The following is a 26,054-nucleotide window of genomic DNA, read 5'->3' as shown; positions in this document are numbered from 1 at the left end:
CCCGGATCCGGTCCGGGCGTCAGGAAGGCCCGGCTCAGGGAATCTGCTCGCCATGCTGCGACAGGTCCAGGCCGACCTGCTCATGTTCGGCGTCCACGCGCAGGCCGACCAGCTTGTCGACCACCACCAGAATCAGCAGCGTGCCGACAGCGCTGTAAGCCAGGGTCGTGAACGCCCCGATCGCCTGTACGCCAACGTTACCCGGCCCCCCGGCCAGCTCCGGCAGGGCAAAGACGCCGGTCAACAGCGCACCGACAATGCCGCCAATACCGTGGATGCCGAACACATCCAGCGAGTCATCCACGCCCAGCATGCGCTTCAGGCCGGTGGCTCCCCAGTAGCAGGCAATACCCGCCACCATGCCGATCACATAGGCGCCGCTGACGCCGACAAAGCCGGATGCCGGGGTAATCGCCACCAGCCCCGCCACCGCGCCGGAACAGGCGCCCAGCAGAGAAACGCGTTGGCGCTGAATCCACTCCACCAGCATCCAGGTCATGGCGGCCATCGCGGTGGCCAGCTGCGTCACCAACATCGCCAGACCGGCGCGGCCGTCCGCCGCCACCGCCGACCCGGCGTTGAAGCCGAACCAGCCCACCCACAGCAGCGACGCACCAATCATGGTCAGGCCCAGGTTGTTGGGGAAGAACGGTTCACGCCCGTAATTGTGGCGCTTGCCCAGATAGAAGGCGCAGACCAGACCGGCCGCCCCGGCGTTGATGTGCACCACCGTGCCGCCGGCGAAGTCCAGCGCGCCCATCGACGCCAGCCAGCCGCCCGGCTCCCAGACCCAGTGCGCCACCGGCACATAGATCAGCAACGACCACAGCGCCATGAACAGCATCAGACCGCCGAACTTCATGCGCTCGGCGAAGGCCCCGGTAATCAGCGCCGGGGTGATGATGGCGAAGGTCATCTGGAACATCACGAATACGGATTCGGGAATGGTCGGGGCGATATGGCTGACGCTGACCACCCCGGCGACGCGGTCAAAGACCATGCCGTTGAGGAAAGCCTCGCCGAAGCCGCCCAAATAGGGGCTGCCGGGTGTGAACGCCGCCGAATAGCCCACGGCCACCCACAAGGCGGTGACCAGACAGCAGACGGCAAAGCTTTGCAGCAGCGTCGCCAGCACGTTCTTCTTGCGAACCATGCCGGCGTAGAACAGCGCCAGCCCTGGCAGGGTCATCAACAGCACCAGCGCGGTTGATGTCAGCATCCATGCGGTATCGCCTGCACTGATTTTGTCCGGGGTAGTACGGAAAGGGGCGGACTCCGCCAGCGCTTGGGACGACGCCAGCAGCAGGAACAAAGCCGTCAGTAACGGCGGGGATACGCGGGACGGTTTCATGGTGCCTCCTGAAAAGTATCATCAGGAGTCTTGCAACAAGCGGGCCAAGAATTCGGCCCGGGATTTGCGTCAAATTCGTGCCAATGCACACCATCGGTGCAAGACGCACCGCAACGGTGAAATAACGATCTATCCGCGCTGGTTTTTGCGCCATCCGCTGGGCGTCAGCCCGGTCCAGCGCTTGAAGGCGCGGTTGAAATTGGCCACATCGGAATAGCCCAGCTTCTCGGCCACGCTTTCCAGGCTCAGGCGCGGGTCTTCCAGCAGGTCGGTCGCCATCTGCTTGCGCGCCTCCTCCACCAGGTCGCTGTAGGCGACCTGGTTGCCCGCCAACTGGCGCTTCAGTGTCCGCTCCGACATGTGCAGGCGTTCAGCCACCTGTTCCAGCGTCGAAAAACCCCGCCGCTCGTCATACATCAGCGCCTTCACCTGCGCCACAAAGGGTTTTTCCATGCCGAAACGGCGCAGGTCCTGTTCGCACTGGGTCAGTGCCATCTGGCTGGCCACCGGATTGGCCATGATCATCGGCAGGTCAAGGTAGGACGAGGGAAAGATCAGCCGGTTGACCGGCCGGTCGAACTCCACCGGTCCGGGCAGGTATTGCTTGATCGGCGCCAGGTAGGGCGGCTCGGCGAACTCGACCTCGGCGCGACCGGTCAGGGTCTTGCCCGTCACCGCCTGCCCCATGTGCACGAAGCCGAAAATCAGGCCGATGATGGCCGCCTCGCGCAGGGGCTGCAGGTCGGTGTGGGGAATGATGGTGAGGCTGGCCTCCTGCGGGCCTTCCTCCACGCGCAACTCGAAGGCATTGCTGATCATGCCGATAAAGCGCTCGGCCACGGTCAGCGCCTCGCGCACGGTGGCGGCGGTCATGGCGGCGAAACCGACAAAGCCGTGCAGCGACACCTGCATCGTCACCCCGAAATGCATCGCCAGCGCCGTCTCGCCGGTCAGGTCGCGGGCGCGGATGATCAGGGTGTTGAAATCGTCCAGCGCCAGGCGGCGCTGCGGTTCCAACATCATCTCGCGGGTCAGGCCGGTGCCTTCCAGCAACTGTGCATCGCTGACGCCCCAGCGCGAAACGATATCCACGATGAACAGGGCGTAAACCATCGGCAGGCTGGGTGAATCATGCATCGTCTGTTGTCCCCAAATGATATGAAACTGGCACCAAGTCACCTGTTTACCATACGTACGTACGGTTAAATTGCAAGTATGACATTCGTCAATGTAACAATAGAGGTTGACATGACTACCAGCACCGCTTCCGCCGCCACCCGCCAGCCCACCGGAGCCAGCGTCAATATTCCGCCGCGCCGTCTGGATTTCGAATTCCCGGAAACGATGAAGCGTTACTACTACGACGACAGTCCCTTCCTGAGCAGCTTCCTGACCACGCTGTCGGCGTTGTTCCCGGAAGGCGAATCGTTCTTCGTGGAATCGGTGCGCGCCTACCGCGACCAGATCACCGACCCGGTGCTGCGCGCCCAGGTGTCCGGTTTCATCGGTCAGGAAGCCATGCACAGCAAGGAACACGCCGCCTTCAACGAAGCCGCCACCCGCATGGGCTACCCGGTGACGCAACAGGACAAGGAGCTGGGCTACCTGCTGCGCTTCGGCCAGAAGTTCCTGCCGAAAGCCGTGCAGATCTCGATTACCACCGCGCTGGAACACTATACCGCCATCATCGCCGAAATGCTGCTGCGTGACCCGGACGTCCAGCAAAAGTTCAGCCCGGAAATGCGCCAGTTGTGGATGTGGCACGCGCTGGAAGAAAACGAGCACAAGACCGTCGCCTACGACGTTTACGAGCAGGTCAGCGGCAGCTACCTGCTGCGCGCGGGCACCATGATTCCGGTCACCGCCATCTTCTTCGCCGTGGTCGCCATCAACCACACCCGCATGCTGGCCGCCGACGGCAAACTGACCAATTTCAAGGACAACTGGAACGGCCTGAAGTACTGCTGGGGCGGCAAAAAAGGCGTGTTCTCGCGCCTGCTGCCGCAATACCTGGACTACTTCCGTCCCGGTTTCCACCCGAAGGATCACGACACCGACGCGCTGCTGCATGAATGGCGTGAAAAGCTGTTCGGCGCCGACGGCACCCTCAGCGCGCAATTGAAGAAGACTTCCGGCAAGAAGAAAGCCACCAAGACGGCTGTGGCCGCCTAAAGCCTGTCCAGGATTTCCGGCGGACGCCCAGTCCGCCGGTTCCCGAATGTCACACACCCGTGGCATGACCCGGCAAGGATGCCACCCATCCGCTGTTTTCCCGGTTTTCGTTTCGCCGCTCAGCCTGCGACCGGTTTACAATGGGACATTGCCTGTCGAAGGAATTCCCATGCTGACCACCCTCACCCCGTTGCTGATGATCCTGCTGGCCTGCAGCTTTATCGTGTTCGCGCTGGCTTATGTCTTTGCCGTGATTTCCGCCATCGGCGTCAACCGCAAGCTGGGACTGCTGTCCGTGGTGGTGCCGTTCCTGGCGTATTACGTGTGCTATACCGGCGGGGAAAAGGCGGCGTTTCCGCTGCGGATGGGGGTGTGGTCGCTGCTGGGACTGCTGGTGTTCGGGGTGCCGGTGGCGGTGATCCTGAAAACCCATCTCTGAGCCGGAACGCCGCGCAGCAAAAAGCCCCGGTGAACGGGGCTTTTTTATTGGCGGACTGACCGGGCTTCAGGCAGCGGAGGTCAACTTCAGCGCCATGTGATGACCGGCGAAGAGCATGCCCTTGCGCAAATAAAGCCGGTGGGCGTCCTGACGCTGGTAGCCGGTGTCCAGATGCATTTCATCGCAGCCGCGACGCTTGCCTTCCTCGATCAGCCAGTCGATCATCGCCCCGCCCAGGCCGTTGCGGCGCTTGTCGGGATCGGCAATCAGGTCATCCACGTAAAACACCTTGCCCCAGGCCATGAACGACATCACCCGGCAACCGGCCGCCGCCGCGATCTCTCCGTCCAGTTCCATGTAGACAATCGAATAACCTTCGGCGGACTGCACTTCCAGCCGGCGACGGAACTCGTCCGGCGTCAGGTGCGGCCGCAAAATCACAAACAGACGGAAACACCCGGCGACATCCGCCTCATTGCGGATATCCAGCGTCTTGACCTCGAAACCCATGTTCTTCTTCTCGCAAACCCATACCCATGACAGGGGTATGACAAGCCGCCAATGCTGCGACTTTTCCGCTCATTCGTCAATCAATTCGCAGCGGGATTGCCCGCCCGGCGCAAACCGTCCAGATCCAGGATTTCCAGCTCGCGGTAACTCAGCCTCACCAACCCCTGCCCTTCCAGTTGCCGCAATACCTGGTTGATGGTCTGCCGCGACAGCGACAGCATGCTGGCCAGCTGGTCCTGCGGCAGCGGCAATACCCGCCGCGAGCGATCCTGCCATTCGCCATAGCCTTCCGCCATGTACACCAGCCGCCGCGCCACGCGGATCGGCGCGGGCAACAACGCCGCCTCCTCCAGTGCAATGAAGGCAAAACGCATCTTCTGGCTTTGCAACAGGCCGAACCAGTACCACCAGCCGGGATTCGCCGCCAGCATCGCCTCCAGCGCCGCCTTCGGCACGCGCAGCACCAGCGACGGCTGGTCGGCGATCACGTCATGCGTGCGCGCCAGCCCGTCAAACAGCGCGATCTCGCCAAACCAGCTGCACGGCTCCAGAATGGCCAGCATCGCTTCCTTGCCGTTCTCGTTGACGCCGACCGTGCGCAAGGCCCCGCGCACCACGCTGTAGATGCCGTCAAAGGCATCGCCGCGCGCGAACAGGCGCTGGCCGGTGTCGAGCGCATGCAGCACCGCGCCTTCCAGCAGGGCGTCCTGCAGGGCGGCGGGCAGGCCGCCGAACCAGCGGCCGGCGGCAATGGCCTCGCGATGAGCGGCAATATCGGAACGTGAGGAAGACGACATAAGGCAAGGTTCCGGATAAATTCCATCCAAGTGTCGGATAGATGACAAAAGGCCGTCAAGGAATTGACTATGATGATCAAACAACAATGAGGAGCATTCCCATGAAGACCCTGACCGATCACCTGACCATGTACGCCGAGTATCACCGCGACAAGCGCAACATCGCCACCCATTTCGTGGGCATCCCGCTGATCGTGCTGTCGATCACCACGCTGTTGTCCGTTCCGGCGCTGTCGTTCAGCCTGGGCGGCCTGACTCTTAGCGCCGCGATTATCCTGGCCCTGCTGTCCAGCCTGTTCTACCTGCGTCTCGACCTTGCCTTCGGCCTGACCATGACCGCGCTGATGATCGGCATGGTGCTGGGCGGCGAAGCGATTGTGCAGGCGCAGCCGGAACAGGCCGTCGCCATTGGTATCGCCTTGTTCGTGATCGGCTGGATCTTCCAGTTCGTGGGACATTACTGGGAGAAACGCAAACCGGCCTTTGTGGATGATCTGGTCGGCCTGCTGGTGGGGCCGCTGTTCCTGGTGGCGGAAGTCGCTTTCGCCGTCGGCCTGGCCCGCAAGGAAAAGGATGAAGTGCTGCGCCGCGCCGGTCCGACGCTGATCCGTTCCTGATCCGGAGACCGCCATGAGCCTGGCCCTGCACGAACAACTGCTGTATGTGCCGCATCACCGCACCCGTGAGCTGCTGGCCACCGGCCTGCCGGTGCATGTGCTGGTCAACCCGGTGGAATATCACGGCCCGCACCTGTCGCTGGGCAACGACCGCATCCTCAGCGAGCGCATCGCCCGGCGGCTGCACGCGCGACTGAACACGGTGCGGGGCGAGAACCATCCCTTCCTGGTCGGCGGCGTCATCGACTTCGGCAGCGACCCGACACCGGGCGACGGTTCCGTGGGCGTCACCTACACGCAGCTGGCGAAGCTGGTCACCGGCGTCTGCGACGGACTGATCGCGCTGGGCGCGAAGCGGGTCATCTTCCATACCTTCCACGGCTCGCCCTTCCACTGCCACGCCATCCATGCCGGGATCGAGCGGCTGGCCAAGGCGGGCATTCCCTCGCTGTCGGTGTTTGACCTGTTGCTGAACGCGGTGGTGAATTACGACGAGGCCCGTTTCCGCGGCCTGCGCGACACGCTGGACAACCCCGCCGATTTCGACATCGTCTTTCCGCGCCTGCCCTTCGATTTACACGCCGGGTTCTTCGAGACTTCAGTGGCGCTGGAAGTGGCCCCGGACACGGTGTCGGACATCTACCGCACGCTGCCGCCCTGCCCCGATCTGGACGTCCCCGCGCCGCTGAAGCCGGTCACCAAACTGCTGGGCGGATTGCCCGCCTTGGCGCGCGAGATCGAGCATACGTCGGTGGCGATGGCGTGGATGAAGCTGAAACCGTTTCCGGGCTATACCAGCTATCCGTCGCTGGCGACGCCGCAAGCGGGGAAATTTTTTGTGGAACAGCTGATTCTGCCGCTGTATGAAGAGGGCTGCCAGCAAGTGCTGTGGGGCCGGGCGGAAGCGCCGAAGGCGCAGTTCCAGTGGTTGCGGCCGGTGGCGGGGGTGCTGGGGGGAAGGGTTTAAGCCCCTCCCTTCGCCGCCCTCTCCCGAATCACCGTCACGCTCTCCCCGCCGATCCCCCAGTTATCCGTGTTCACTTCATCAATCACCACCACCGTGGTGGCGGGGTTCTTGTTCAGTACCCGTTGCAGCAGTTCCGTCACCCCGGCGATCAGCTCGGCCTTCTTTTCCGGCGTCGCGCCGTCGGGGGTAATCTTGATGTTGACGTACGGCATGATGTAACTCCTGTGGCTTAATGTTTTGATCCGCTGAAACTGCGGGCGGCCACCAGCGCCAGCCCGCCCGCGACAATCCCCCAGAACGCCGAGCCCACGCCCAGCAGGCTGACGCCGCTGGCCGTCACCAGAAAGGTGATGATGGCCGGTTCCCGTTCCGTTTCCCGCTCCACCGCCGTGGCCAGGCCGTTGCCGATGGTGCCGAGCAAGGCCAGTCCGGCCAGCGCCAGCACCAGCTCCTTGGGGAAAGCGGCGAACAGCGCGCTCACCGTCGCCCCAAAGATGCCGATCAGCAGGTAGAACACCCCCGCCGATACCGCCGCGACATAGCGACGCGGTAGCTCATGGTGTGCTTCCCGCCCCAGCATGATCGCCGCCGTGATCGCCGACAGGTTGATGGCGAAGGCCCCGAACGGCGCCAGCGCCAGCGTCGCCGCGCCGGTCCAGCCCACCACCGGCGACACCGGCGGATTGAAGCCGGTGGCGCGGATGGCCGCCACGCCCGGCAGGTTCTGCGAAGCCATGGTCACCGCGAACAGCGGCACGCCAAGCCCCAGCAGCGCATGCCAGGAAAACTCCGGCATCATGAATACCGGCATCGCCGCTTCCAGCCGCACCGAACCCAGATGCAATTGCCCCAACGCCGCCGCAATGGCGCTGCCGGTCAGCAGCGCGCCGATCACCGCGTAACGCGGTTTCCAGCGCCGCATCAGCAGGTACGCCACGAACATCGGGAAGACCAGTTCGAAGCGCTGCGTCATGGCGGTAAAGGCGTTCATGCCGAATTGCAGCAGGATGCCCGCCAGCATCGCCGAGGCCATCGACAACGGAATCCGGTTCATCAGCCGCTCGAACAGCCCGGTAAAACCGACCAGCCCGATCAGCAATCCCGACAGCATGAACGCGCCGATCGCCTCGCCCAGGGACACGCCCTGACTGGCGATCAGCAGCGCCGCCCCGGCCGACGACCAGGCGGTGCCGATGGGCGTACGGTAGCGGAGCGACAGGCCGATCGAAGTGACCGCCATGCCCACGCCCAGCGCCCACAACCACGACGCCGTTTGCGCCGCCGTGGCGCCCAGTGCCTGCGCGGCCTGGAAGATCAGCACGCCGGAGGCGGTGAACCCGACCAGCACGGTGACAAAACCCGCCATGACGGCCGACAACGATGCATCACGATACAAACGGACAGCCATCCAACACTCCGGCGGGTTTCAGGGGGAACGCAGTATCAGCCTTTCAGGCCTTCCGCCGCCAGCGCTTCCTGTACCGCCGGACGCGACGCCACGCGCTTCTGGAAGGCGGTGAGCACCGGCCAGGCCGACAGGTCGATACCCACCATCCGCGTCCAGTTCAGCACGGTGAACAGGTAGCCGTCGGCAACGGTGAACTGCTCGCCGAACAGGTAGCTCTGGCCGTCCAGACGGGCGCTGAGCAGGTCGAAACGCGCCGCCAGCATCGTCTTCACCTGCGCCTTCCATTCCTCGGGAGCGTTCGGGTTGAACAGCGGCGAGAAGCTCTTGTGCAGTTCGGTGCTGATGTAGTTCAGCGTTTCCTGCAAACGGTAGCGTTCCAGCGTCCCGGCGGCCGGGGCCAGCCCGGACTGCGGAGCCTGGTCGGCAATGTACTGGACGATGGCCGGGCCTTCGGTCAGCAGGCTGCCGTCCGGCAGCTGGATGGCGGGCACATAACCCTTCGGGTTCACGGCGCGGAAATCGCTGCCGTCGCTGAGCGTCTTGGCGCGCAGGTCGACCTTCACCAGTTCCACCGGCAGGCCGGCTTCACGCAGGGCGATGTGGGGAGACAGCGAGCAGGCGCCGGGCGAAAAATACAGTTTCATGATCTTGGTTCCTCGGGTGGGTTGAATCCGTGGACAGAGCATATTCATTTCGCTTTCCGGGATAAACCTTCTATCATAGAACAATCCATTTTATTTTCCGGGACAATCATGGACCGTCTTGAAGCCATGCGCGTGTTCTGCACCGTCGTCGATACCGGCAGCTTCGCCGCCGCCGCCGAACGCCTGAACGTGTCCACCAGCGCCGTCTCGCGCTGGGTGGCGCAGCTGGAAAGCCATCTGCAGGCACGGCTGCTGAACCGCACCACCCGCCGTCTGGGCCTGACCGAAAGCGGCCAGGCCTATTACGAACGATGCGCGCAATGGTTGCAGGAGTTGGAGGCGATCGAAGCCGCCGTCGGCGAACAGTCGCTGAATCCGCAGGGCACGCTGCGCATCACCACCTCGGTGGGCTTCGCGCTGAATTACCTGTCCCCGGCGCTGGCGGAAGCGCGGCTGCGCTTTCCGCAATTGCAGTTCCATGTCTCGCTGTCCGGCCGGGTGGTGGATCTGGTGGAAGAAGGCTTCGACCTCGCCCTGCGCATCGGCCCGGTGGGCTCGCAGAATCTGGTGGCGCGCGAGATCGGCCGCACCACGCTGCTGCATGTAGCCGCGCCGGACTACCTGACCAGCGCCCCTCCCTTGCGGCGGCCCGACGACCTGAGCGCCCACGATTGCCTGCTCTACGAACACGATTCGGACAAGGGCCAGTGGCGTTTCACCGGCCCGGACGGGCAACGGCACGAGGTGAAGGTGTCCGGCTCGGTGCAGAGCGACAACTCGGAATTCCTGATGGAAATGGCGGCGCAGGGTCAGGGGGTGTTCAGCACGCCCTGCTACATCGCCCGGCCGCATCTGGAAGCCGGACGCGTGGTGCGGGTGCTGCCGGAATATGAAAGCGAGACGCTGCCGATCTATGCGGTGTATCCGAACCGGCGGCATCTGTCGGCGAAGGTGCGGGCCTTTACCGGATTCTTTGCGGAATGGATGCGGGAGCAGGCGGAACGGCAGTGTCAGAAGCAAAACCGGGAAGCGATGGAGGCCCATCAACGCTTGGTGGTGCGCGACAACGTGTTCAGCGATGGCTTTCGCCGGAGTACCGTCCCATGAAATCCCTCGCCTTCATCCACCGCACCGACGGCCGCTCCGCCGTCGCCGACTTCAGCCCGGTCACCTCGGTGCTGTCCTGGTACGACCTGGGCGGCACCACCTCCCCCTTCCTGCTGCTGGATCATATCGGCCCCGGCCGCCTGCTGCCGGGTTCGCCGTTAAGGGGCGTGCATGAGCATCCGCATCGCGGTTTCGAGACGGTGACCATTGTCCATGACGGCGAGCTGGAGCACCGGGATTCGTCGGGCGGCGGCGGGCTGATCGGGCCTGGGGATGTGCAATGGATGACGGCCGCGCGCGGCGTGGTGCACCGGGAATTGTTCAGCGAGGGCTTCCGCCAGCACGGCGGGCGCTTCGAGATGATCCAGTTGTGGGTGAACCTGCCCGCCAAGGACAAGCTGGGCGATCCGCGTTACCAGAACCTGTCACGGGCGGATATTCCGGTGGTGGAACTGGAAACCGGTTCGGTGCGGGTGATTGCGGGGGAATTCCAAGGTGTGCGCGGACCGGCGCTGACGCATACGCGGATGAACGTGCTGGATGTGCGCTTGCCCTCAGACCGGGAGGCGGTGTTTGCGACGGAGGATGGGGATACGGCGCTGGTGTACCTGTTGTCGGGGCGGCTGGCGTTCGGGGACGAACCGATGGAGGAAGGCGGGCTGGCGGTGATGGGGCAGCATGGGGCGGGGTTTACGGTGAAGGCGTTGGAAGATTGCCGCTTGCTGGTGTTGAGCGGGGCGCGAATTGATGAGCCGATCAACGGGCATGGGCCGTTTGTGATGAATACCTATGAGGAGGTTTTGCAGGCGTATGAGGATTTCAAGGCGGGGAAGTTGGCGGGGTGAAGGCTCAAAACCAGCACATAGCAATTTGCTATGCACCTCATTTCCTGCTACATTGAACATAGCAAATTGCGATAAGAAACCATGCACATCATCTCGCACGCAAGGATTGTTGAAGCGATACAGAAATGGCCGCAAGCCGCTACCGCCCTGGATGGCTGGTACAGGTTGATGAAGGCCAATGAACCTGGCGACTTTGCCGCCATGAAGCAGTTGTTCCCAGCTGTGGACAAGGTAGGCAAGCATCATGTTTTTGATATCGGCGGCAACAAGCTGCGCCTGATCGCCTTCGTGCTGTATCAGGGCAAGCGCGTCTATGTCCGGCACATTCTGACGCACAGTGAATATGACAAAGGCGACTGGAAGGAGGACTGACATGAACAAGCTGACCCAACAGGCCGCTGAGCACTGGCGCTTTGTAGCCCCCCTGCTGTCCAAACCCACCTGCGAGGCGGATTACCAAGCCTTGGTGGAGGCACTGGATGAGTTACTGGACGTAATCGGCGACGATGAGAGCCATTCGCTGGCGGGTTTGGTGGAACATTTGGGCGATCTGGTTTCCGCTTATGAAACGGTGCATTACCCGATGCCTGAAGGTGACGGCCGGTCGGCATTGGTCTTTCTGATGCAGCAGCATGGGCTGGGGCAGGCGGATTTGCCGGAGGTTGGAGCGCAGTCGGTGGTTTCGGATATTTTGAGCGGGAAACGGCGGCTGAATGTGCGGCAGATTCGGGAACTGGCGAAGCGGTTCGGGGTGTCGGTGGAGACGTTTTTTTGAATAACCATGTCACCCCATAGCCAGTCAGGAAATTTATTTTTGCGCTGCCCCCCAAATCTCTCACCCTACCGATCACGGATACATTGAATACAGGACGAAACCGAGATGAGACTGCCTTTATTTTTTACTGTCATTTTATTTTGTGCTCAAGCCTCTGCAGAAATATACCGCTATGTCGATGCATCGGGGCGAGTCCAATTCACCGACAAAGCGCCAGGGAGTGATCACTCCACCTATAAAAAATCCGAACAGCCGGCTTTACCGTCACCGGCTCCGAAAGCACCGAATACCGAAAATCATGCTCCAGCTCCTCTCGTCACAAACAGGGAGGTTACGCTTTATGCCGGAAGCAATTGTTATGACTGCGGCAAGATCGCGAGGTTCTTCACTGAAAACAATATTAATGCCACTATCCTGCGGGCCGAGGAAAGTTCCATTAATGAAGGCCGATTTGTTGCCATGGGTGGTGTATCAAAGGTTTTCTTTGTTCTTGCCTGCGGGAAAAGCAAACTGATTTCATGGCGTTGGGATGTTCAGGATTTTAAGGATCTGTGTGTTAACGTTGATCCCGCCCGTACCGAGGTCAGGAAGATTCCCTTGTAGGAGCGCAGGTACCACCAAAAGATCAGGCTTGATAGGAAAGCGATTTTTCGCTCAGGCCCTAGTTTTGGTTTATCACCATTATTTTATATAATTTTCCAATAAGGGATGCTATGTGGCCTAATGAAATTGATAAGCAAAAAACGGACTCTAAGATGCGGCCTTGGTGGCCAAATGAACAAACTGCGCAGTATTATTATGCTCTTTTTGTCTTGATTGTCGGCTTAGGTCTTGTCCGGGGATGTCTTCGCCATAGAGGATATGATTATTATCCTGAGCTCGTTCGACTTTCGGCACACTTAAATAGAGGCGGGGCAAAGATAGCTCATACGGAATCAATTATGAAAGGAACTACTGTGTGGATAGGAAACAGTGTTGAATCAATACACCAACCAAACGAAATGTTTAATGTTTATCTTAGGAACTTCAACAAGCACGAATGGATTTTAGCCTATAAGGGGCGTGATGAGTATATTTTTTGCAAAGGGGAAATAAATCTTAAGGTGAAGTATCGAGGCAGTTCATTCTCATTGAAAACGAGGGAGACACTATTTAAATACTCCGAAGATTTTCAATGGCCTGACTGGGGAGGGCATTGCAAACAACACTAAGGTTGAAGAAAAATCCGCTGTCGTCCACGGCTTGCCTGTAGGGCACTTCTCATGATTTGATGGGCGGCAGGTCTCTGTGTGCAATACGAATAAGCTCCTCTAAGACTTGCAAAGGAACATCTGACTCAAAGCAAGATAAAAAGAACTGTGCAGTGGCATCCGAGTAGAAAATCTCTGCGACCTGTCTTAGCGGATTAGTATCTTTGACTGACACTTCCAAGAACATGCCATCACGAATGATATCGCTGCCTCGCGTGAACTCGTAGATGACCCCATTAACGACTACAGTCATATAACTTCCATGCCCCACTTCATTTCAACGACAGACTTCGCATCTCACCTAGTTCGCCCACCCGAAATCTACTCCCCCACCCACCCACCGTCAACGCCCCAAAACCCCGCTCCCCGCCCCTCCCCGCCTCAGCTATACTTACCCCAAACCCAAGCCCCCACCCCGGAGCCACCCCCAGCTTGAACAGCAGCATCACCACCATCCGCCAGCTACACCTGACCCCGCCGGACCCCCAGCGCCTGACGGCCCTCTGCGGCCCCCTGCACGAACACATCAAGCTGCTGGAAGAACGCCTCGGCATCCGCATCCACCACCGCGGACACCACTTCCACCTGCACGGCCCGCTCACCGCCGTCACCCGCGCCGAACGCCTGCTGACCCGGCTCTATGACGAAACCGCGCAAAGCCCCGACCTGACCACGGACACCATCCATCTCATGATCCAGACCAGCCAGGACACCCCCGCCGACGCCGACGCCCCGCTGCCGGAAACCCCGGCCGAAGACGCCGCCGAAGCGCGCCAGGACGAAGACGTCGCCCTCTACACCCGCAAGGGCAGCATCCGTCCGCGCGGCCACAACCAGCGCCGCTACGTGCAGAACATCCTCAATCACGACATCAGCTTCGGCGTCGGCCCCGCCGGCACCGGCAAGACCTACCTGGCCGTGGCCTGCGCCGTCGACCAGCTGGAGCGCGATGAAATCCGCCGCATCCTGCTGGTGCGCCCCGCCGTCGAGGCCGGGGAAAAGCTGGGCTTCCTGCCCGGCGACCTCACCGAGAAGATCAACCCCTACCTGCGCCCGCTGTACGACGCCCTCTACGAAATGCTGGGCTTCGAGCGCGTGGCGAAGATGATCGAGAAACAGGTGATTGAAGTGGCTCCGCTGGCCTACATGCGCGGCCGCACGCTCAACCACGCCTTCATCATCCTCGACGAAGGCCAGAACACCACGCCGGAACAGATGAAAATGTTCCTGACCCGCCTCGGCTTCGGCTCCAAGGCGGTGATTACCGGCGACATTACCCAGGTGGACCTGCCGCGCGGTACTCAGTCCGGGCTGTCGCACGCCATCCGCGTGCTGGACAACGTGCCGGGCATCCACATCACCCGCTTCAGCAGCCGCGACGTGGTGCGCCATCCGCTGGTGCAGCACATTGTCGAAGCCTATGAAAGCTGGGACAAGGAACACCCGCCCAAGGTGGACCGCCCGCGCCGGGAACGCCGCGACCATGACGGGGATGACGCCGAATGAGCAAGCCGCTGTGTACCGTGACCTGGCAAAAGGCGGCCAAGCACAAGGATTTGCCGAAGCTGGCCGATTTCAAGCTGTGGGTGCAGGCTGCGCTGGAAGGCGCGGGCCGGAAGAAGCCCTGTGAAATGGCGATCCGGCTGGTGGAGGCGGAAGAGAGCCAGACGCTGAACCGCGAATACCGAGAAAAGGACAAGCCGACCAATGTGCTGTCCTTCCCTTCCGAACTACCGGAAGAAGTGCTCGACAGCCTGCCGCGCGAGCCGTTGGGCGACATCATCATCTGCGTGCCGGTGGTGTTCGCGGAGGCGGAGGAACAGGGCAAGGCGGCGCGCGAACACTGGGCGCACCTGACGGTGCACGGCGTGCTGCACCTGCTGGGCTTCGACCACATCGAGGATGACGAGGCCGAGGAAATGGAGGGGCTGGAGATTCAGGTGCTGGCGGGATTGGGCATCGCCAATCCCTATGTGGAAGCGGACTGAGGCTTACTGGTCCGCCTGTTCCTGCATGTGCTTGTTGTAGTCATCGGTGGCGTTCATGGCGCCATCCACCTTGTTGCGGATGGCTTCACCGTTATAGCCGACGCCATCCAGATTGTTGAGGGCGCGGGTTTCCGCACGGCCGGTATCGGCGGCGGGCGGCGGGGTTTCTACTTTCGGGGCGGGAGGCGGCGGTTCCTTGCCGCAAGCGCTCAGGGCGGCGGCAAGCAGCAGCAGGCAGAGTTCACGGCGCATCATGGCCTCCGGTCATCGGAAAAGGGCGTTCCGGCAGCATAGCAGAAGCCCGGCAAAGGCCCAAAATACTGGCAATTCCCCCCCGCTGCCGTCACAATTCCCGTCCCGACCACAACCCGCACCGCACCATGAGTGATGACCGAGGCAACGAAGCGAACAAATCCTGGCTGGACCGCCTGACCGGCCTGCTGAGCAACGAACCGCAAGACCGGCAGGAACTGCGTGAAATCATCCGCAGCGCGGGCAAGCGCGGGGTGCTGGACGCCGAGGCGGAACGGATCATTGAAGCCACCCTGCGCGTGGCCGACATGCAGGTTCGGGAAATCATGGTGCCGCGCGCGCAGATGATCTGTATCCGCGATGACGACGAACCCAAGGACTTCCTGCCGGTGCTGATCGAGTCGGCGCACTCGCGCTTTCCGGTGCTGGCCGAGGACAATTCGGACGAGGTGGTGGGCATCCTTCTGGCGAAAGACCTGCTGCGCATGATCGGCCGCAACAATGAACGCTTCAGCCTGAAAGACTATCTGCGCCCTGCCTTTTGCATCCCCGAAACCGCCCACATCGACAAGCTGCTCAGCGAGTTCCGCGACAAGCAGAGCCATCTGGCCATTGTGGTGGACGAGTACGGCGGCGTGGCCGGGCTGGTGACGCTGGAAGACGCGCTGGAGCAGATTGTCGGCGACATCCACGATGAACATGACGATGCCGACGAGGACTCGCACTGGATCAGCGAGCAGGAAGACGGCAGCTGGGTGGTGCAGGCGATCACGCCCATCCCCGAGTTCAACGAGCAGTTCGCCACCCGTTACAGCAACGAGGATTTCGATACCGTCGGCGGCATTGTGCTGAGCGAGTTCGAACGGCTGCCGAACATCAACGAATCCATCGACATTCCCCCCTACCGCTTTACCGTGCTGGCCGCCGACGCCCGCATGATCCGAGTGCTCAAGGTCGAAAAACTTCCGCATGAATAAGCTGCTTGAAACCCTGCGCGGCCCCTGGGCCGCGCCGGTGCTGGCCTTGCTGGCCGGAGCCCTGTTCGTCCTGGCGCTGGCGCCGTTCAATGTCTGGGGGCTGGCGCTGCTGGCGCCGGCGCTGCTGGCGGAGCTGCTGCACGGGCAACGTCCCGGCCGCGCCGCCCGCATCGGCTGGATGTACGGCATCGGCCTGTGGGGTGCGGGCGTATGGTGGCTGTATATCTCGATCCACGATTTCGGTCATACCCCGGCGTGGCTGTCCGTCATCATGGTCGGGCTGGTCGCGGTCATCATGGGCTCGCTGACGGCGCTGATGGCTTTCCTGTACCGGCGTTTCCGGCTGGACCGCGCTGCGCTGCTGACCTTTGCGCCGTTGTTCATCGCCTTCGAATGGATGCGCAGCTGGCTGTTCACCGGTTTTCCCTGGCTGTTTACCGGCTATGCCTTCCTGGATACGCCGCTGGAACATTACGCGCCGGTGCTGGGCGTGTTCGGGGTCGGTTTGCTGGCGGTGGTGAGCGCGCAGATGGCGGCGGCGCTGCTGAAGGGGGGGCGGCGCTGCTGGCCCGCCGGGCTGGTCATGGTGTTGATCTGGGGCGGCGGCGCGGCCTTGGGCCTGCATGCCTGGAGCAAGGTCGATCCGGCACAGAAGCTGAGCCTGAGCATCGTGCAGGGCAATATTCCGCAGGACGTGAAATGGCAGCTGGAGTGGCGTGACAAGACACTGGATATCTATCGCCAGTGGTCGAAGAACGAGTGGGGTCAGGACATGGTGATCTGGCCGGAAGCCGCCATTCCCATGTTCCAGTACGAGGCTTCCGAGTTTCTGGTGGAAATGGAAAACAACGCCCTGACCGCGCACAGCACGCTGGTGACCGGCATTCCCTTCGCCGACCTGCGCAAGCTGGACAAGCAAGGCATTCCGCCGTTCTACAACAGCATCGCCGCCATCGGCCAGGGTTACGGCCTGTACTTCAAGCAACGGCTGGTGCCGTTCGGCGAATACATTCCCTTTGAAAGCCTGCTGCGCGGCAGCATCCCCTTCTTCAGCCGCGACATGTCCAGCTTCAGCGCCGGCGAGCCGGGCCAGACGCCGCTGCTGGTGCGCGACTACCGCGCCGGCGCGGCCATCTGCTACGAAGTGGCTTACCCGGAGCTGACCCGCCGCAATGCGGTCAATGCCGACTTCCTGATCACCATCAGCAATGACGGCTGGTTCGGCCACTCCATCGGCCCCGACCAGCATTTGCAGATGGTGCGGATGCGTTCGCTGGAAAACGGCAAGTGGTTCGTGCGCGGCACCAACAACGGCATCTCGGCCATTATTGATGAGCACGGCCGCATCGTGAAACATGCGCCGCAGTTCAAGCGCACGGTGCTGCGCGGCCAGGTGTTCATGACCACCGGACAAACCCCGTACCTGCGCTTCGGCTATGCGCCGGTGATGATGTTGTGCGGGTTGATGCTGGGGCTGGGGGTATGGCGGGGGAAGAAGACTTAATCCCCTCTCCCTCAGGGGGAGAGGGCCAGGGAGAGGGGGGGGGGGACGGCCAGTCGCCCGGGCAAGACTCTTCAAGCCACCACCACCGAACCCTCTCCCGGCGCTACGCGCCACCCTCTCCCAGACCTTGGGAGAGGGAAAACCTACGCGGTGATCTTGGCCTGAACCGCGTTCCAGCCGATCCCGATCTCCCCCACTACCCGCTGCATCACCACTTCCGCGCTCACCACGTCGCGGATCAATCCCTGCGACTGGCCGATGAACTGCATGCCGGTTTCCAGGTCGCCCTGCTCGGTGGCGGCCTTCAGGCGCGGGGTGGCGGCTCCGAACAGCGCCAGCAGCCGAATCTTGCCCGGCTCCACCAGCAGTCCCGCCAACACCTTCCACACCGGCACCGCCAGGGCGCGGGCGGCCAGCAGGGCATGCCAGGCGGCGGGAATGAAGCCCATCGGCTTGCGCGTCAGGCGGTCGGCGGTGGGGGTTTTCATGTAGCGCGCGGGCAAGCCGTCAAAGTTGGCGGAATAGACGGTGTCGTGCTGGTCCTTCTCGACCACGGCCTGCTTGGTGCGGGCATGCACCGGGCTTTCGGCGCAGGTGGCGAAACGCGAGCCCATCGCCACGCCCTCCGCGCCCAGCGCCAGCGCCGCCAGCAGGCCGCGCTGATCGGCAAAGCCGCCGCAGCCGATCACCGGAATCTTCACCGCATCGGCAATAGCGGGCACCAGCACCAGCGAGGTGACCTCGCCGCCATGCGCCGCCGCTTCGTGGCCGGTCACCAGCAGGGCGTCCACGCCCTGCGCTTCCGCCGCCAGCGCATGCTTCGCCGTCGTCACCGTCGCGATGGCCTTGCCGCCGTAGGCATGACAGCCTTCAATCAGCCAGTCGCCCTTGCCCAGCGAGAAATTGATCACCGGCACCTGCTCATCCAGCGCCACCTGCGCGTTTTCCTTGGCGCCGGGCATGATCAGCGCGCAATTGACGCCGAAGGGCTTGTCCGTCAGTTCACGCACGCGGCGGATGGAGGCGCGCGTCTGCTCGGGATTCAACGGACCGAGGGCGAGGATGCCCAATCCGCCCGCATTGCAGACGGCCGCCACCAGTTCCGGGGTGGAAATCCAGCTCATGCCGGGCAACAGGACGGGATAGCGGATGCCCAACAGTTCGGTGATGCGGGTTTTCATGGATGACAGCGCCTGCGGATTGCTCAGGCGCTATGTGTAGCAGAGCGGATGCTTGGTTGGGAAGTGGGGAAGCGGCCATTTGCCGCTTCCGGCCGCCGGTTCAGGGCAGGCGATAGAACAGCCCCAGCTGGGCGTCGAGCACCCGACCCTCACCCACCGCCTGGCCGCTGACCATGAATCGCGACTCCCAGCGCGGCGACAGCAGCCACGCGACTCCGGCGGTAGCGCTCAGGTCGGTGGAAGTTTCCGTTTCGGTCTGATGCGCCTGATACTGGACAAAGCCGGTAACGCTGCCCGTGTCATTGGTAATGACGCTGATGGATGTCACCGGCTGCGGATAATCCCGCGTCTGGGAGGTGCGGGCCAGCGCCAGTCCGCCCAGCAGGCGGACACCGGCATGCAGCGGCTTGTCCAACACCACGCCCAGTGACGCACCACGATTATGGATGTTGACCGGCCGGGTCGTATCCACAAAGGAGCCATCGGTGAATTCCATGTGCTGATATTCCTCGGCGCTGGCGTTACCGAGATCGAACAGGGCCAGTTCCAGCGAAAACGGGCCGGACAAGCGCATGCCGCCGCTCAGCCGCCAGGCGGTTTCGGTAGACGAGTCAAAGCGGTATTCGGTGATGTGCGTGGTCATGACGCGCGAACCGTAGGCCTTCGCAATGCCGGTCAGTGACTCATCCGGGCCGCTTTGCTTGACATAGGCCATGCCCAGTCCGCCGCCCAGATAGAACCGGCCTTCATCCGCCTGCGCCATCGACGCCAATACCGCCATCATCCCGATCCAGACTGCCTTCATCACGGTGCCCCTGTCCCTGTTGTTTTGGAAAGGGGCGCATTGGACACGGGGAAGGCGGTCAGCGTCAAGCCTCGCCCGCCGGTTCCAGCCCCAACGCCGCTTCCAGGTCTTCCAGCGCCTCGCGACTGTACACCGCCAGCCGTTGCAGGTGCGGCAAGGCGTCGCGGCAGCCGATGAAGCCGAAGTTCAGCGTCTGCGCGTAGCTGACCACGGTGATGTTGAGCGCATAACCCTTGAACGGGATCGACAGCGGAAAATAGGAATCCAGCCGGAAACCCCGGAAATACAACGGGTTTTCCGGCCCCGGCACGTTGGAGATGGCGACGTTGAAGGCCGGACGCACCCGCCCCGCCGCGCCGGGCAGCATCGACAGCAGCATCGGGGCCATCAGCATCTGGCTGAACTGCATGATCGCGTTCTTCGACATGCCCTGCAGCTGTTCCTTGGCATGGCCGGTGGATTCGATGATGGCCTGCAGGCGTTGCACCGCGCCCGGCTCGTCGGTGGCCAGCGAGGCCAGGATCGCGCCGACGGCATTGCCGCCGCCCGGATCATCCTTGGGCCGCACGTTCACCGGCAGCATGGCCGTCAACGGCTGGGCGGGCAGGCTGCCCTGTTCGTCCAGAAAGCGGCGCAGCGAACCGGCGCACAGGGCCAGCACCACGTCGTTGAGCGTACCGCCGCCCGCGCGCGCCACCCGCTTCAGACGCTCCACCGGGAACTGCTGCGTGGCGAAACGGCGGTTGCGGCTGATCTTCTGGTTCAGCGGCGACAACGGCGCCTGCATCGGCGCGACCAGCTGGTGGTCCTGCTTGCGGGCGGAACGGATCACCGCCATCAGCGCGTTGACGGCGCTGCGCGAGACATCCAGCTGGCCCTGCACGCCCTGCCACAAGGCTTCCAGCGTCGGGGCCGGGTCTTCCTTGCGGGTGCGCGGCGGACGCGGCGGCGGCGGAATCAGGTAGAACAGCGGCGTGTCGCGGGCTTCTGCCGTGTGCGACATGCTGCGCGACAGGATCTTGATGCCGGTGTAGCCGTCCACCAGCGCGTGATGCACCTTGAAGTAGATGGCGAAGCGTCCGCCTTCAAGCCCTTCGATGAAATGCACTTCCCAGGGCGGACGATGGAAATCGAGGTTGTGGCTGTGCAGGCGCGACACCAGGATGCCCAACTCGCGCTCGTCGCCGGGGGTGGGCAGCGCGGAACGGCGCACGTGGTATTCGACATCGAAGTTGCGGTCTTCCACCCAGCTTTGCAGCGGGTGGGTCAGCAGGTCGGGATGACGCAGCTTCAGGTTCCACGGCGACTGCACGTTGGTGTCGGCGCGGACTTCGTCCATCAGCTGGCGCAGGAAATCGGCGGGGGCGTCATCGGGCGGGACAAAGGTCATGAGGCCGCCGACATGCATCATCGATTCGCGGGTTTCTCCGGCCAGGAACGACCAGTCGAGACTGTTGAGGCGTTTTGAGGCGGCCATGTTGTTTTCCTTATGAAGACCGACAGAGGGTATTCCGAGAGTAGCAAGGGCCTGCCGCGACCTCAAGCGCGGCGCGGCTGCGACAATATGCCGCATTCTGGCGCGCAGCGCGCAACCCTATAATTTTCCACATGATCCGGCAGTCGCCGCCGTTCCCTTCGCCCGGAACGCGCCCGCCCTGCCCGCCCGTTTCCCCCTTGTCTTCCGGAACTCCGCCATGACTTTACGTCCCAAACTGTTGCCGCTGGCCATCCTGTCCGTCCTGAGCGCGGCCGCCCACGCTGATGAAGAACTGCGCCTGCCCGCCGTGGTTGTCACCGCCACCGCCATGGAACAGCCGCTGCATGTGGAAACCGATCCGCGCAGCCCGCGCCAGCCGCTGCCCGCCCATGATGGCGCCGATGCGCTGAAGACCATTCCCGGCTTCAACGTCGTGCGCAAGGGCGGCACCGACGGCGACGCCACCTTCCGCGGCCTGGCCGGGTCGCGGCTGGGCATCCTGGTCGACGGCGAGAACATCCTGGGCGGCTGCAACGCCCGGATGGACGCCCCCACCGCCTACATCTATCCGGAAATCTACAACGCCGTCACCGTCATCAAGGGGCCGCAAAGCGTGCAGCATGGTCCCGGCAACTCCGCCGCCACGGTGCTGTTCGAGCGCAAGATGCCGCCGTTTGCCGAATCCGGTATTCGCGGTTACGCCAGCCTGCTGGCGGGCAGCGCCGGACGCCATGACGAACTGGTGGATGCCGCCTTCGGCAACCGACTGGGCTATGTGCAGCTGACCGGCAGCAATTCCGCGTCCGATGACTACAGCGACGGCGACGGCAACGCCGTGCACGCCGAATACCGCCGCCACAGCGTCAACGGCGCGCTGGGCTGGACGCCGGACGCCAATACCCGCTTCGAACTGGCCGCCGCGCAAAGCGACGGTGAAGCTGCCTACGCCGACCGCGCCATGGACGGCACGCAATTCCTGCGCGACAGCGCCAACCTGCGCGCCGAATGGAAGCAACTGGGGCGGCTGGATCAGCTGGAGGTGCATCTCTTTGCCAACAGCGTTGATCACATCATGGATGACCAGACGCTGCGCACCCCCGGCATGATGGGCTACGCCAACCTGAAGCGGGAAACGAAGGGCGGCAAGGTATCGGGACGGTTGGCCTTGGGCGACGCCACGGAGCTGACGCTGGGCATCGACGCCCAGGACAACGACCACAGCTCGCGCAGCGCGCCGCCCAGCGGCGTCTACAAGGCCTGGGCCGACGATGCCTCGTTCAGCCAGCAGGGCCTGTTCGCCGAACTGGAACAGGCGGTCGGCGAGCGGCAGCGCGTCATTACCGGGGCGCGCTTCGACCGGTGGGAAGCCACCGATCTGCGCCAGAGCATCATGGTGATGACGATGGGCGGCATGGCCATGCACATGAACCCGACCGCCGGACACAGCCGCGACGACAACCTGTCCAGCGGCTTCCTGCGCTACGAGCGCGAGCTGGCGGACAGCCCGACCACCGTCTTTGCCGGGCTGAGCGAAAGCGAGCGCTTCCCCGACTACTGGGAACTGATCGCCAAGCGCGGCGTCAGCGGCGACAGCGCCTTTGACAGCGCCGCGCCGGAACAGACGCTGCAGCTGGATGCCGGCGCCATCTACAAGAATGGCGACCGCGAGCTGTCCGCTGCCGTGTTCGCCAACCGCATCAACGATTACCTGCTGGTGGACTTCAGCAGCGGCACCATGGACCAGAAGGCCACCGGCGTTACCCGCAACATTGACGCCCGCACCTGGGGCGCGGAACTGGGCGGTTCGCAGCGTTTCGGCGCGTGGAAGGCCGACGCCAGCCTCGCCTATGCCCGGGGCGACAACCGCACCGACGGCACGGCGCTGGCGCAGGTGTCGCCGCTGGAACTGCGGATTGGACTGAATTATGCCGCCGCGACCTGGTCGCTGGGCGCGCTGCTGCGGGCGGTGGATGACCAGAGCCGCGTCGATATCGGCAAGGGCAACATTGTCGGCAAGGATATCGGGACCACACCGGGCTTCGTGGTGTTCTCGGTGAACAGCAGCTGGCAGCCGTGGACCGGCGGCCTGCTGAGCGCCGGGGTGGACAACCTGTTTGATGTGACTTACGCCGAAGCGGTCAGCCGCGCGGGCGGCACGATTCCCGGCTATGTGCAGACCACCCGCGTCAACGAACCGGGCCGCACGCTGTGGCTGAAGCTGGCGCAACGCTTCTGAAGCATCCGCATCAAGGCTTTCCCGGACCGTTGCCATCCCCTGCGGTCCGGGTCTTTTTTACCGCCGCTAGCTTTTGGCGGACTTGCCCAGACTCTCTTCCGCCTTCCGATACCCAAGAGCAATCATCTCCGCCGCGCGATCAAACTCCAGCGTACCACAGGCATTGCGTGCGATCTCAATGATGGCGTCGGGCGGATAGGCCGCCAGTTTCTGGCGGGCGATGGTGCCCTGCATGGCGTCGAAGGCCTGGTTGGCGACATCGTAGATGCCCCAGTCCGGCGACAGGCTTTTCACTTTTTCGGGTTGCAGGCGCTTGATGAAGCCGCCGATCTTGTCATGGATGACCGAGGTCGGGGCCGCCGCCGGGGCGGGCTTGGGTTCAGGCAGCGCGACCACTTGCATCGGACCGCCCAGATTGACGGCGATGGTCAGGCTGGTGTCATCGCTGAAGGTCGGCGCGATCGGCACCGGGTTCAGCACCCCGCCGTCAATCAGCACCACGCCGTTGACCGCATGCGGCGTCAGCAGCAAGGGCAGCGAAATGGAGGCGCGGATGGCGTCGAACAGGCTGCCGGAATTGAGCCAGACTTCCTTCTCGTGCTGCACATCGGCGGCGACGGCGGTAAAGCGGATCGGCAGTTCCTCGATCTGCTGATGCCCCACCAGCCCGGCCAGTGTGCTGATCACCCTGTCCCCTTTCAGCAAGCCGCTCTTGCTCCAGGAAATGTCCATCAGCGACAGGATGTCCATGCGGGTGATGGCGCGCACCCATTGCTCGAACTCGTCCAGCTTGCCCGCCGCGTAGATGCCGCCGACCAGCGCGCCGATGGAACAGCCGGAAATGGACCGGATAACGTAGCCGTTCTGCTCCAGCCAGTGAATGACGCCGATGTGGGCCAGGCCGCGCGCACCGCCGCTGCCCAGGACGAGCGAAACGGTTTTCACGCCTCCTCCTCGCTCAGTTGCAGCGCCCACATCTTCGCGTAAACCCCTTCCTGCGCCAGCAGTTCCCGATGCGGCCCCCGCTCCACCACCCGGCCGTGTTCCATCACCAGGATCTCGTCGGCATCGATAATGGTCGACAGGCGGTGGGCGATGATCAGTGTCGTCCGCGATGCCGAAATCTGCGCCAATTCCGCCTGGATCGCCTTCTCGGTCTGCGAGTCCAATGCCGAGGTCGCCTCGTCGAAAATCAGGATCGGCGGGTTCTTCAGGATCGTCCGCGCAATCGCCACCCGTTGCTTCTCGCCGCCGGACAGCTTCAGCCCGCGCTCGCCAACCGTGGTGTCCCATTTATCCGGCAGCGACTCGATGAAGTGGAGGATGCTGGCCGACCGCGCCGCCTCCATCACTTCCTCGCGCGTGGCGTCGGGGCGGCCGTAGGCGATGTTGTAGTAGATGGTGTCGTTGAACAGCACCGTGTCCTGCGGCACGATGCCGATGTGGGCGCGCAGGCTGGCCTGGGTCAGGGTGCGCACATCCGCGCCGTTGATGCGGATGACGCCGCCGCCGACATCATAGAAGCGGTACAGCAGCTTCGACAGCGTCGACTTGCCCGCCCCGGAACTGCCCACCACCGCCACCGTCTGGCCGGCGGGAATACGGAAATCGACGCCATGCAGGATCTGCCGCTTGGCGTCATAGCCGAAATCCACGCCCGCGAATTCCACCGTCGCCGAGCGCGTCGCCAGCGGTACGGCATCGGGCGCGTCTTCAATCTCGGCATCCTCGCGCATCAGGCTGAACATGCGCTCCATGTCGGTCAGCGCCTGCTTGATCTCGCGGTAGGCCATGCCCAGGATGTTCAACGGCGCATAGAGCTGGATCAGGAAGGCGTTCACCGCCACCAGGTCGCCCAGCGTCATCGTTCCCCGGGCGACGCCGTCCGCCGCCAGCCACACCAGGATGGTGATGCCGACCGCGATGATGCCGGACTGGCCGCTATTGAGGATGCCGATCGAAATCTCGTTCTTCACCGCCGCGTCTTCCCAGCGCTCCAGCGCGTGGTCGTAGCGCTTCGCTTCCCACTGCTCGTTGCCGAAATATTTCACCGTTTCATAGTTCAGCAGCGAATCGACGGCGCGGGTGTTGGCCTTGGAATCCAGCTCGTTCATCTCGCGGCGGGTCTTGTTGCGCCACTCGGTGACAATGACGGTAAACGCGGTGTAGACGACAATGGTGCCCAGCGTCACCACGGCGAAGCGCCAGTCGTACAGCGTCACCAGGATGGCGGTGATCATGCCGATTTCGAGGATGGTGGGCAGGATGTTGAACAGCATGAAGCTGAGCAATGAGCCGATGCCGCGCGTACCGCGCGAGATGTCGCGGGTGACGCCGCCGGTCTGGCGGTTGAGGTGGTAACGCAGGCTGAGCTTGTGCAGGTGGTTGAAGGTTTCCAGCGCCACGTTGCGGATGGCGCGTTGCGCCACCTTGGCGAAGACGGCGTCGCGCAGTTCACCGAAGGCGGTGGAAGCCAGCCGCAGCACGCCGTAGGCGAGGATCAGCCCGACCGGCACCGCCAACAGCGCCTTGGGGCCGTTGGAAAGGTCGTCGACAATATGCTTCAGGATCAGCGGGATGGACACCATCGCCACTTTCGCCAGCACCAGGAATGACAAGGCCAGTACGACGCGGGTCTTGTACCGCCACAGGTAGGGAAACAGGGTTTTCAGGGTTTGCCAGTCGTTGCGCGGGCCGCTGGGGGCCTCGCTGTCGGGAGCGGTGTGTCGCATGTAGGCCGGAATCCGGAATC

At 63.0% G+C, this 26,054-nt stretch carries 29 protein-coding genes; 15 read left to right on the top strand and 14 right to left on the bottom strand.

Going from position 1 to position 26,054, the window contains the following annotated elements; translation table 11 throughout:
- Positions 1-34: 34 nt before the first annotated feature.
- Both EV700_RS00210 and EV700_RS00205 read right to left on the bottom strand, forming a co-directional pair.
- Positions 35-1,351, bottom strand: coding sequence for an ammonium transporter (locus tag EV700_RS00210; protein ID WP_130410347.1), 1,317 nt, complete (start codon positions 1,349-1,351; stop codon positions 35-37).
- Positions 1,352-1,480: 129 nt separating this feature from the next.
- Entirely contained in the window at positions 1,481-2,488 is a 1,008-nt protein-coding gene (locus EV700_RS00205; RefSeq protein ID WP_130410346.1) for an AraC family transcriptional regulator, read from the bottom strand.
- Positions 2,489-2,599: 111 nt separating this feature from the next.
- Here EV700_RS00205 and EV700_RS00200 point away from each other — a divergent pair, with 111 nt between their 5' ends.
- Positions 2,600-3,523: a metal-dependent hydrolase gene (locus tag EV700_RS00200; RefSeq protein WP_130410345.1), complete on the top strand. Its 924-nt coding sequence runs from the start codon at positions 2,600-2,602 to the stop codon at positions 3,521-3,523.
- Positions 3,524-3,692: 169 nt separating this feature from the next.
- Complete coding sequence (locus EV700_RS00195; RefSeq protein ID WP_130410344.1) at positions 3,693-3,962, top strand: hypothetical protein; 270 nt, start codon at positions 3,693-3,695, stop codon at positions 3,960-3,962.
- Positions 3,963-4,028: 66 nt separating this feature from the next.
- On the opposite strand, the gene EV700_RS00190 is transcribed toward EV700_RS00195, so the two are convergent.
- Both EV700_RS00190 and EV700_RS00185 read right to left on the bottom strand, forming a co-directional pair.
- Entirely contained in the window at positions 4,029-4,472 is a 444-nt protein-coding gene (locus EV700_RS00190) for a GNAT family N-acetyltransferase (protein WP_130410343.1), read from the bottom strand.
- 80 nt (positions 4,473-4,552) lie between these two features.
- Positions 4,553-5,269: a Crp/Fnr family transcriptional regulator gene (locus EV700_RS00185; protein WP_130410342.1), complete on the bottom strand. Its 717-nt coding sequence runs from the start codon at positions 5,267-5,269 to the stop codon at positions 4,553-4,555.
- Between the two features lie 101 nt (positions 5,270-5,370).
- Here EV700_RS00185 and EV700_RS00180 point away from each other — a divergent pair, with 101 nt between their 5' ends.
- Both EV700_RS00180 and EV700_RS00175 read left to right on the top strand, forming a co-directional pair.
- Entirely contained in the window at positions 5,371-5,886 is a 516-nt protein-coding gene (locus tag EV700_RS00180) for an Mpo1 family 2-hydroxy fatty acid dioxygenase (protein ID WP_130410341.1), read from the top strand.
- A 13-nt stretch (positions 5,887-5,899) separates the two neighbouring features.
- Positions 5,900-6,853, top strand: a complete 954-nt coding sequence (locus EV700_RS00175) for a creatininase family protein (protein WP_130410340.1) — start codon at positions 5,900-5,902, stop codon at positions 6,851-6,853.
- Here the strand turns inward: EV700_RS00175 and EV700_RS00170 are convergent.
- The 3 genes from EV700_RS00170 to gstA are packed head-to-tail and all read right to left on the bottom strand — an operon-like array spanning position 6,850 to position 8,905.
- A complete protein-coding gene (locus EV700_RS00170; protein ID WP_130410339.1) occupies positions 6,850-7,065 on the bottom strand; it encodes a 2-hydroxymuconate tautomerase family protein in 216 nt (71 codons plus the stop codon). The genes EV700_RS00175 and EV700_RS00170 overlap by 4 nt on opposite strands.
- Before the next feature lie 17 nt (positions 7,066-7,082).
- Positions 7,083-8,261: a benzoate/H(+) symporter BenE family transporter gene (locus EV700_RS00165; protein ID WP_130410338.1), complete on the bottom strand. Its 1,179-nt coding sequence runs from the start codon at positions 8,259-8,261 to the stop codon at positions 7,083-7,085.
- Positions 8,262-8,296: 35 nt separating this feature from the next.
- Entirely contained in the window at positions 8,297-8,905 is a 609-nt protein-coding gene (gene gstA, locus EV700_RS00160) for a glutathione transferase GstA (protein ID WP_130410337.1), read from the bottom strand.
- A 108-nt stretch (positions 8,906-9,013) separates the two neighbouring features.
- On the opposite strand from gstA, the gene EV700_RS00155 reads away from it, so the two are divergent.
- From EV700_RS00155 to EV700_RS00130, 6 genes are all read left to right on the top strand, one after another.
- Positions 9,014-10,012: a LysR substrate-binding domain-containing protein gene (locus EV700_RS00155; protein ID WP_130410336.1), complete on the top strand. Its 999-nt coding sequence runs from the start codon at positions 9,014-9,016 to the stop codon at positions 10,010-10,012.
- Positions 10,009-10,857: a pirin family protein gene (locus EV700_RS00150; RefSeq protein ID WP_130410335.1), complete on the top strand. Its 849-nt coding sequence runs from the start codon at positions 10,009-10,011 to the stop codon at positions 10,855-10,857. Before EV700_RS00155 ends, EV700_RS00150 begins: the two co-directional genes overlap by 4 nt.
- Positions 10,858-10,938: 81 nt before the next feature.
- Positions 10,939-11,229 (top strand): type II toxin-antitoxin system HigB family toxin, encoded by a 291-nt coding sequence (locus EV700_RS00145; protein WP_130410334.1) that lies wholly within the window; start codon positions 10,939-10,941, stop codon positions 11,227-11,229.
- Between the two features lies 1 nt (position 11,230).
- The gene (locus EV700_RS00140) at positions 11,231-11,632 is read left to right on the top strand and encodes a helix-turn-helix domain-containing protein (protein ID WP_130410333.1); all 402 of its coding nucleotides are present in this window, start codon (positions 11,231-11,233) and stop codon (positions 11,630-11,632) included.
- Positions 11,633-11,737: 105 nt separating this feature from the next.
- Positions 11,738-12,235 (top strand): DUF4124 domain-containing protein, encoded by a 498-nt coding sequence (locus EV700_RS00135; RefSeq protein WP_130410332.1) that lies wholly within the window; start codon positions 11,738-11,740, stop codon positions 12,233-12,235.
- A 110-nt stretch (positions 12,236-12,345) separates the two neighbouring features.
- Complete coding sequence (locus EV700_RS00130) at positions 12,346-12,843, top strand: hypothetical protein (RefSeq protein WP_130410331.1); 498 nt, start codon at positions 12,346-12,348, stop codon at positions 12,841-12,843.
- Positions 12,844-12,892: 49 nt separating this feature from the next.
- Here EV700_RS00130 and EV700_RS00125 read toward each other — a convergent pair whose 3' ends face one another.
- Positions 12,893-13,135 (bottom strand): hypothetical protein, encoded by a 243-nt coding sequence (locus EV700_RS00125; RefSeq protein ID WP_130410330.1) that lies wholly within the window; start codon positions 13,133-13,135, stop codon positions 12,893-12,895.
- Positions 13,136-13,326: 191 nt separating this feature from the next.
- Between EV700_RS00125 and EV700_RS00120 the strand changes: the two genes are divergently transcribed.
- Both EV700_RS00120 and ybeY read left to right on the top strand, forming a co-directional pair.
- Positions 13,327-14,388, top strand: a complete 1,062-nt coding sequence (locus tag EV700_RS00120; protein WP_130410384.1) for a PhoH family protein — start codon at positions 13,327-13,329, stop codon at positions 14,386-14,388.
- Entirely contained in the window at positions 14,385-14,870 is a 486-nt protein-coding gene (gene ybeY, locus EV700_RS00115; RefSeq protein WP_130410329.1) for an rRNA maturation RNase YbeY, read from the top strand. The genes EV700_RS00120 and ybeY overlap by 4 nt, the downstream gene beginning before the upstream one ends.
- A gap of 3 nt (positions 14,871-14,873) precedes the next feature.
- On the opposite strand, the gene EV700_RS00110 is transcribed toward ybeY, so the two are convergent.
- A complete protein-coding gene (locus EV700_RS00110) occupies positions 14,874-15,125 on the bottom strand; it encodes a hypothetical protein (protein WP_130410328.1) in 252 nt (83 codons plus the stop codon).
- 125 nt (positions 15,126-15,250) lie between these two features.
- On the opposite strand from EV700_RS00110, the gene EV700_RS00105 reads away from it, so the two are divergent.
- Positions 15,251-16,099, top strand: a complete 849-nt coding sequence (locus tag EV700_RS00105) for an HlyC/CorC family transporter (RefSeq protein ID WP_130410327.1) — start codon at positions 15,251-15,253, stop codon at positions 16,097-16,099.
- The gene (lnt, locus tag EV700_RS00100) at positions 16,092-17,603 is read left to right on the top strand and encodes an apolipoprotein N-acyltransferase (RefSeq protein ID WP_130410326.1); all 1,512 of its coding nucleotides are present in this window, start codon (positions 16,092-16,094) and stop codon (positions 17,601-17,603) included. The genes EV700_RS00105 and lnt overlap by 8 nt, the downstream gene beginning before the upstream one ends.
- Positions 17,604-17,746: 143 nt before the next feature.
- Here lnt and EV700_RS00095 read toward each other — a convergent pair whose 3' ends face one another.
- The 3 genes from EV700_RS00095 to EV700_RS00085 all read right to left on the bottom strand — a co-directional run bounded on the left by EV700_RS00095 (position 17,747) and on the right by EV700_RS00085 (position 21,066).
- Entirely contained in the window at positions 17,747-18,784 is a 1,038-nt protein-coding gene (locus tag EV700_RS00095; protein ID WP_130410325.1) for an NAD(P)H-dependent flavin oxidoreductase, read from the bottom strand.
- A 100-nt stretch (positions 18,785-18,884) separates the two neighbouring features.
- Entirely contained in the window at positions 18,885-19,589 is a 705-nt protein-coding gene (locus EV700_RS00090) for an outer membrane beta-barrel protein (protein WP_130410324.1), read from the bottom strand.
- A 64-nt stretch (positions 19,590-19,653) separates the two neighbouring features.
- Positions 19,654-21,066, bottom strand: coding sequence for a WS/DGAT/MGAT family O-acyltransferase (locus tag EV700_RS00085; protein ID WP_130410323.1), 1,413 nt, complete (start codon positions 21,064-21,066; stop codon positions 19,654-19,656).
- Positions 21,067-21,283: 217 nt separating this feature from the next.
- Here EV700_RS00085 and EV700_RS00080 point away from each other — a divergent pair, with 217 nt between their 5' ends.
- Positions 21,284-23,302 carry a TonB-dependent copper receptor gene (locus EV700_RS00080; protein ID WP_130410322.1) on the top strand — a complete coding sequence of 673 codons (2,019 nt, stop codon included), beginning with the start codon at positions 21,284-21,286 and terminating at the stop codon, positions 23,300-23,302.
- Positions 23,303-23,368: 66 nt separating this feature from the next.
- On the opposite strand, the gene EV700_RS00075 is transcribed toward EV700_RS00080, so the two are convergent.
- On the bottom strand, positions 23,369-24,247 hold the full coding sequence (locus tag EV700_RS00075; RefSeq protein WP_130410321.1) for a patatin-like phospholipase family protein: 879 nt from the start codon (positions 24,245-24,247) through the stop codon (positions 23,369-23,371).
- Positions 24,244-26,034 carry an ABCB family ABC transporter ATP-binding protein/permease gene (locus EV700_RS00070; protein WP_130410320.1) on the bottom strand — a complete coding sequence of 597 codons (1,791 nt, stop codon included), beginning with the start codon at positions 26,032-26,034 and terminating at the stop codon, positions 24,244-24,246. Before EV700_RS00070 ends, EV700_RS00075 begins: the two co-directional genes overlap by 4 nt.
- Positions 26,035-26,054 lie beyond the last annotated feature (20 nt).

The organism is Fluviicoccus keumensis (assembly GCF_004217445.1).
Taxonomy (GTDB): Bacteria; Pseudomonadota; Gammaproteobacteria; order Pseudomonadales; family Moraxellaceae; genus Fluviicoccus; species Fluviicoccus keumensis.
This window is presented reverse-complemented; position numbering and strand designations above follow the sequence as displayed.

Bases quoted from the DNA above. Each gene is read 5' to 3' on its own strand.
- EV700_RS00210 (WP_130410347.1), bottom strand. From the start codon at position 1,351: ATGAAACCGTCCCGCGTATCCCCGCCGTTACTGACGGCTTTGTTCCTG.
- EV700_RS00205 (WP_130410346.1), bottom strand. From the start codon at position 2,488: ATGCATGATTCACCCAGCCTGCCGATGGTTTACGCCCTGTTCATCGTG.
- EV700_RS00200 (WP_130410345.1), top strand. From the start codon at position 2,600: ATGACTACCAGCACCGCTTCCGCCGCCACCCGCCAGCCCACCGGAGCC.
- EV700_RS00195 (WP_130410344.1), top strand. From the start codon at position 3,693: ATGCTGACCACCCTCACCCCGTTGCTGATGATCCTGCTGGCCTGCAGC.
- EV700_RS00190 (WP_130410343.1), bottom strand. From the start codon at position 4,472: ATGGGTTTCGAGGTCAAGACGCTGGATATCCGCAATGAGGCGGATGTC.
- EV700_RS00185 (WP_130410342.1), bottom strand. From the start codon at position 5,269: ATGTCGTCTTCCTCACGTTCCGATATTGCCGCTCATCGCGAGGCCATT.
- EV700_RS00180 (WP_130410341.1), top strand. From the start codon at position 5,371: ATGAAGACCCTGACCGATCACCTGACCATGTACGCCGAGTATCACCGC.
- EV700_RS00175 (WP_130410340.1), top strand. From the start codon at position 5,900: ATGAGCCTGGCCCTGCACGAACAACTGCTGTATGTGCCGCATCACCGC.
- EV700_RS00170 (WP_130410339.1), bottom strand. From the start codon at position 7,065: ATGCCGTACGTCAACATCAAGATTACCCCCGACGGCGCGACGCCGGAA.
- EV700_RS00165 (WP_130410338.1), bottom strand. From the start codon at position 8,261: ATGGCTGTCCGTTTGTATCGTGATGCATCGTTGTCGGCCGTCATGGCG.
- gstA (WP_130410337.1), bottom strand. From the start codon at position 8,905: ATGAAACTGTATTTTTCGCCCGGCGCCTGCTCGCTGTCTCCCCACATC.
- EV700_RS00155 (WP_130410336.1), top strand. From the start codon at position 9,014: ATGGACCGTCTTGAAGCCATGCGCGTGTTCTGCACCGTCGTCGATACC.
- EV700_RS00150 (WP_130410335.1), top strand. From the start codon at position 10,009: ATGAAATCCCTCGCCTTCATCCACCGCACCGACGGCCGCTCCGCCGTC.
- EV700_RS00145 (WP_130410334.1), top strand. From the start codon at position 10,939: ATGCACATCATCTCGCACGCAAGGATTGTTGAAGCGATACAGAAATGG.
- EV700_RS00140 (WP_130410333.1), top strand. From the start codon at position 11,231: ATGAACAAGCTGACCCAACAGGCCGCTGAGCACTGGCGCTTTGTAGCC.
- EV700_RS00135 (WP_130410332.1), top strand. From the start codon at position 11,738: ATGAGACTGCCTTTATTTTTTACTGTCATTTTATTTTGTGCTCAAGCC.
- EV700_RS00130 (WP_130410331.1), top strand. From the start codon at position 12,346: ATGTGGCCTAATGAAATTGATAAGCAAAAAACGGACTCTAAGATGCGG.
- EV700_RS00125 (WP_130410330.1), bottom strand. From the start codon at position 13,135: ATGACTGTAGTCGTTAATGGGGTCATCTACGAGTTCACGCGAGGCAGC.
- ybeY (WP_130410329.1), top strand. From the start codon at position 14,385: ATGAGCAAGCCGCTGTGTACCGTGACCTGGCAAAAGGCGGCCAAGCAC.
- EV700_RS00110 (WP_130410328.1), bottom strand. From the start codon at position 15,125: ATGATGCGCCGTGAACTCTGCCTGCTGCTGCTTGCCGCCGCCCTGAGC.
- EV700_RS00105 (WP_130410327.1), top strand. From the start codon at position 15,251: ATGAGTGATGACCGAGGCAACGAAGCGAACAAATCCTGGCTGGACCGC.
- lnt (WP_130410326.1), top strand. From the start codon at position 16,092: ATGAATAAGCTGCTTGAAACCCTGCGCGGCCCCTGGGCCGCGCCGGTG.
- EV700_RS00095 (WP_130410325.1), bottom strand. From the start codon at position 18,784: ATGAAAACCCGCATCACCGAACTGTTGGGCATCCGCTATCCCGTCCTG.
- EV700_RS00090 (WP_130410324.1), bottom strand. From the start codon at position 19,589: ATGAAGGCAGTCTGGATCGGGATGATGGCGGTATTGGCGTCGATGGCG.
- EV700_RS00085 (WP_130410323.1), bottom strand. From the start codon at position 21,066: ATGGCCGCCTCAAAACGCCTCAACAGTCTCGACTGGTCGTTCCTGGCC.
- EV700_RS00080 (WP_130410322.1), top strand. From the start codon at position 21,284: ATGACTTTACGTCCCAAACTGTTGCCGCTGGCCATCCTGTCCGTCCTG.
- EV700_RS00070 (WP_130410320.1), bottom strand. From the start codon at position 26,034: ATGCGACACACCGCTCCCGACAGCGAGGCCCCCAGCGGCCCGCGCAAC.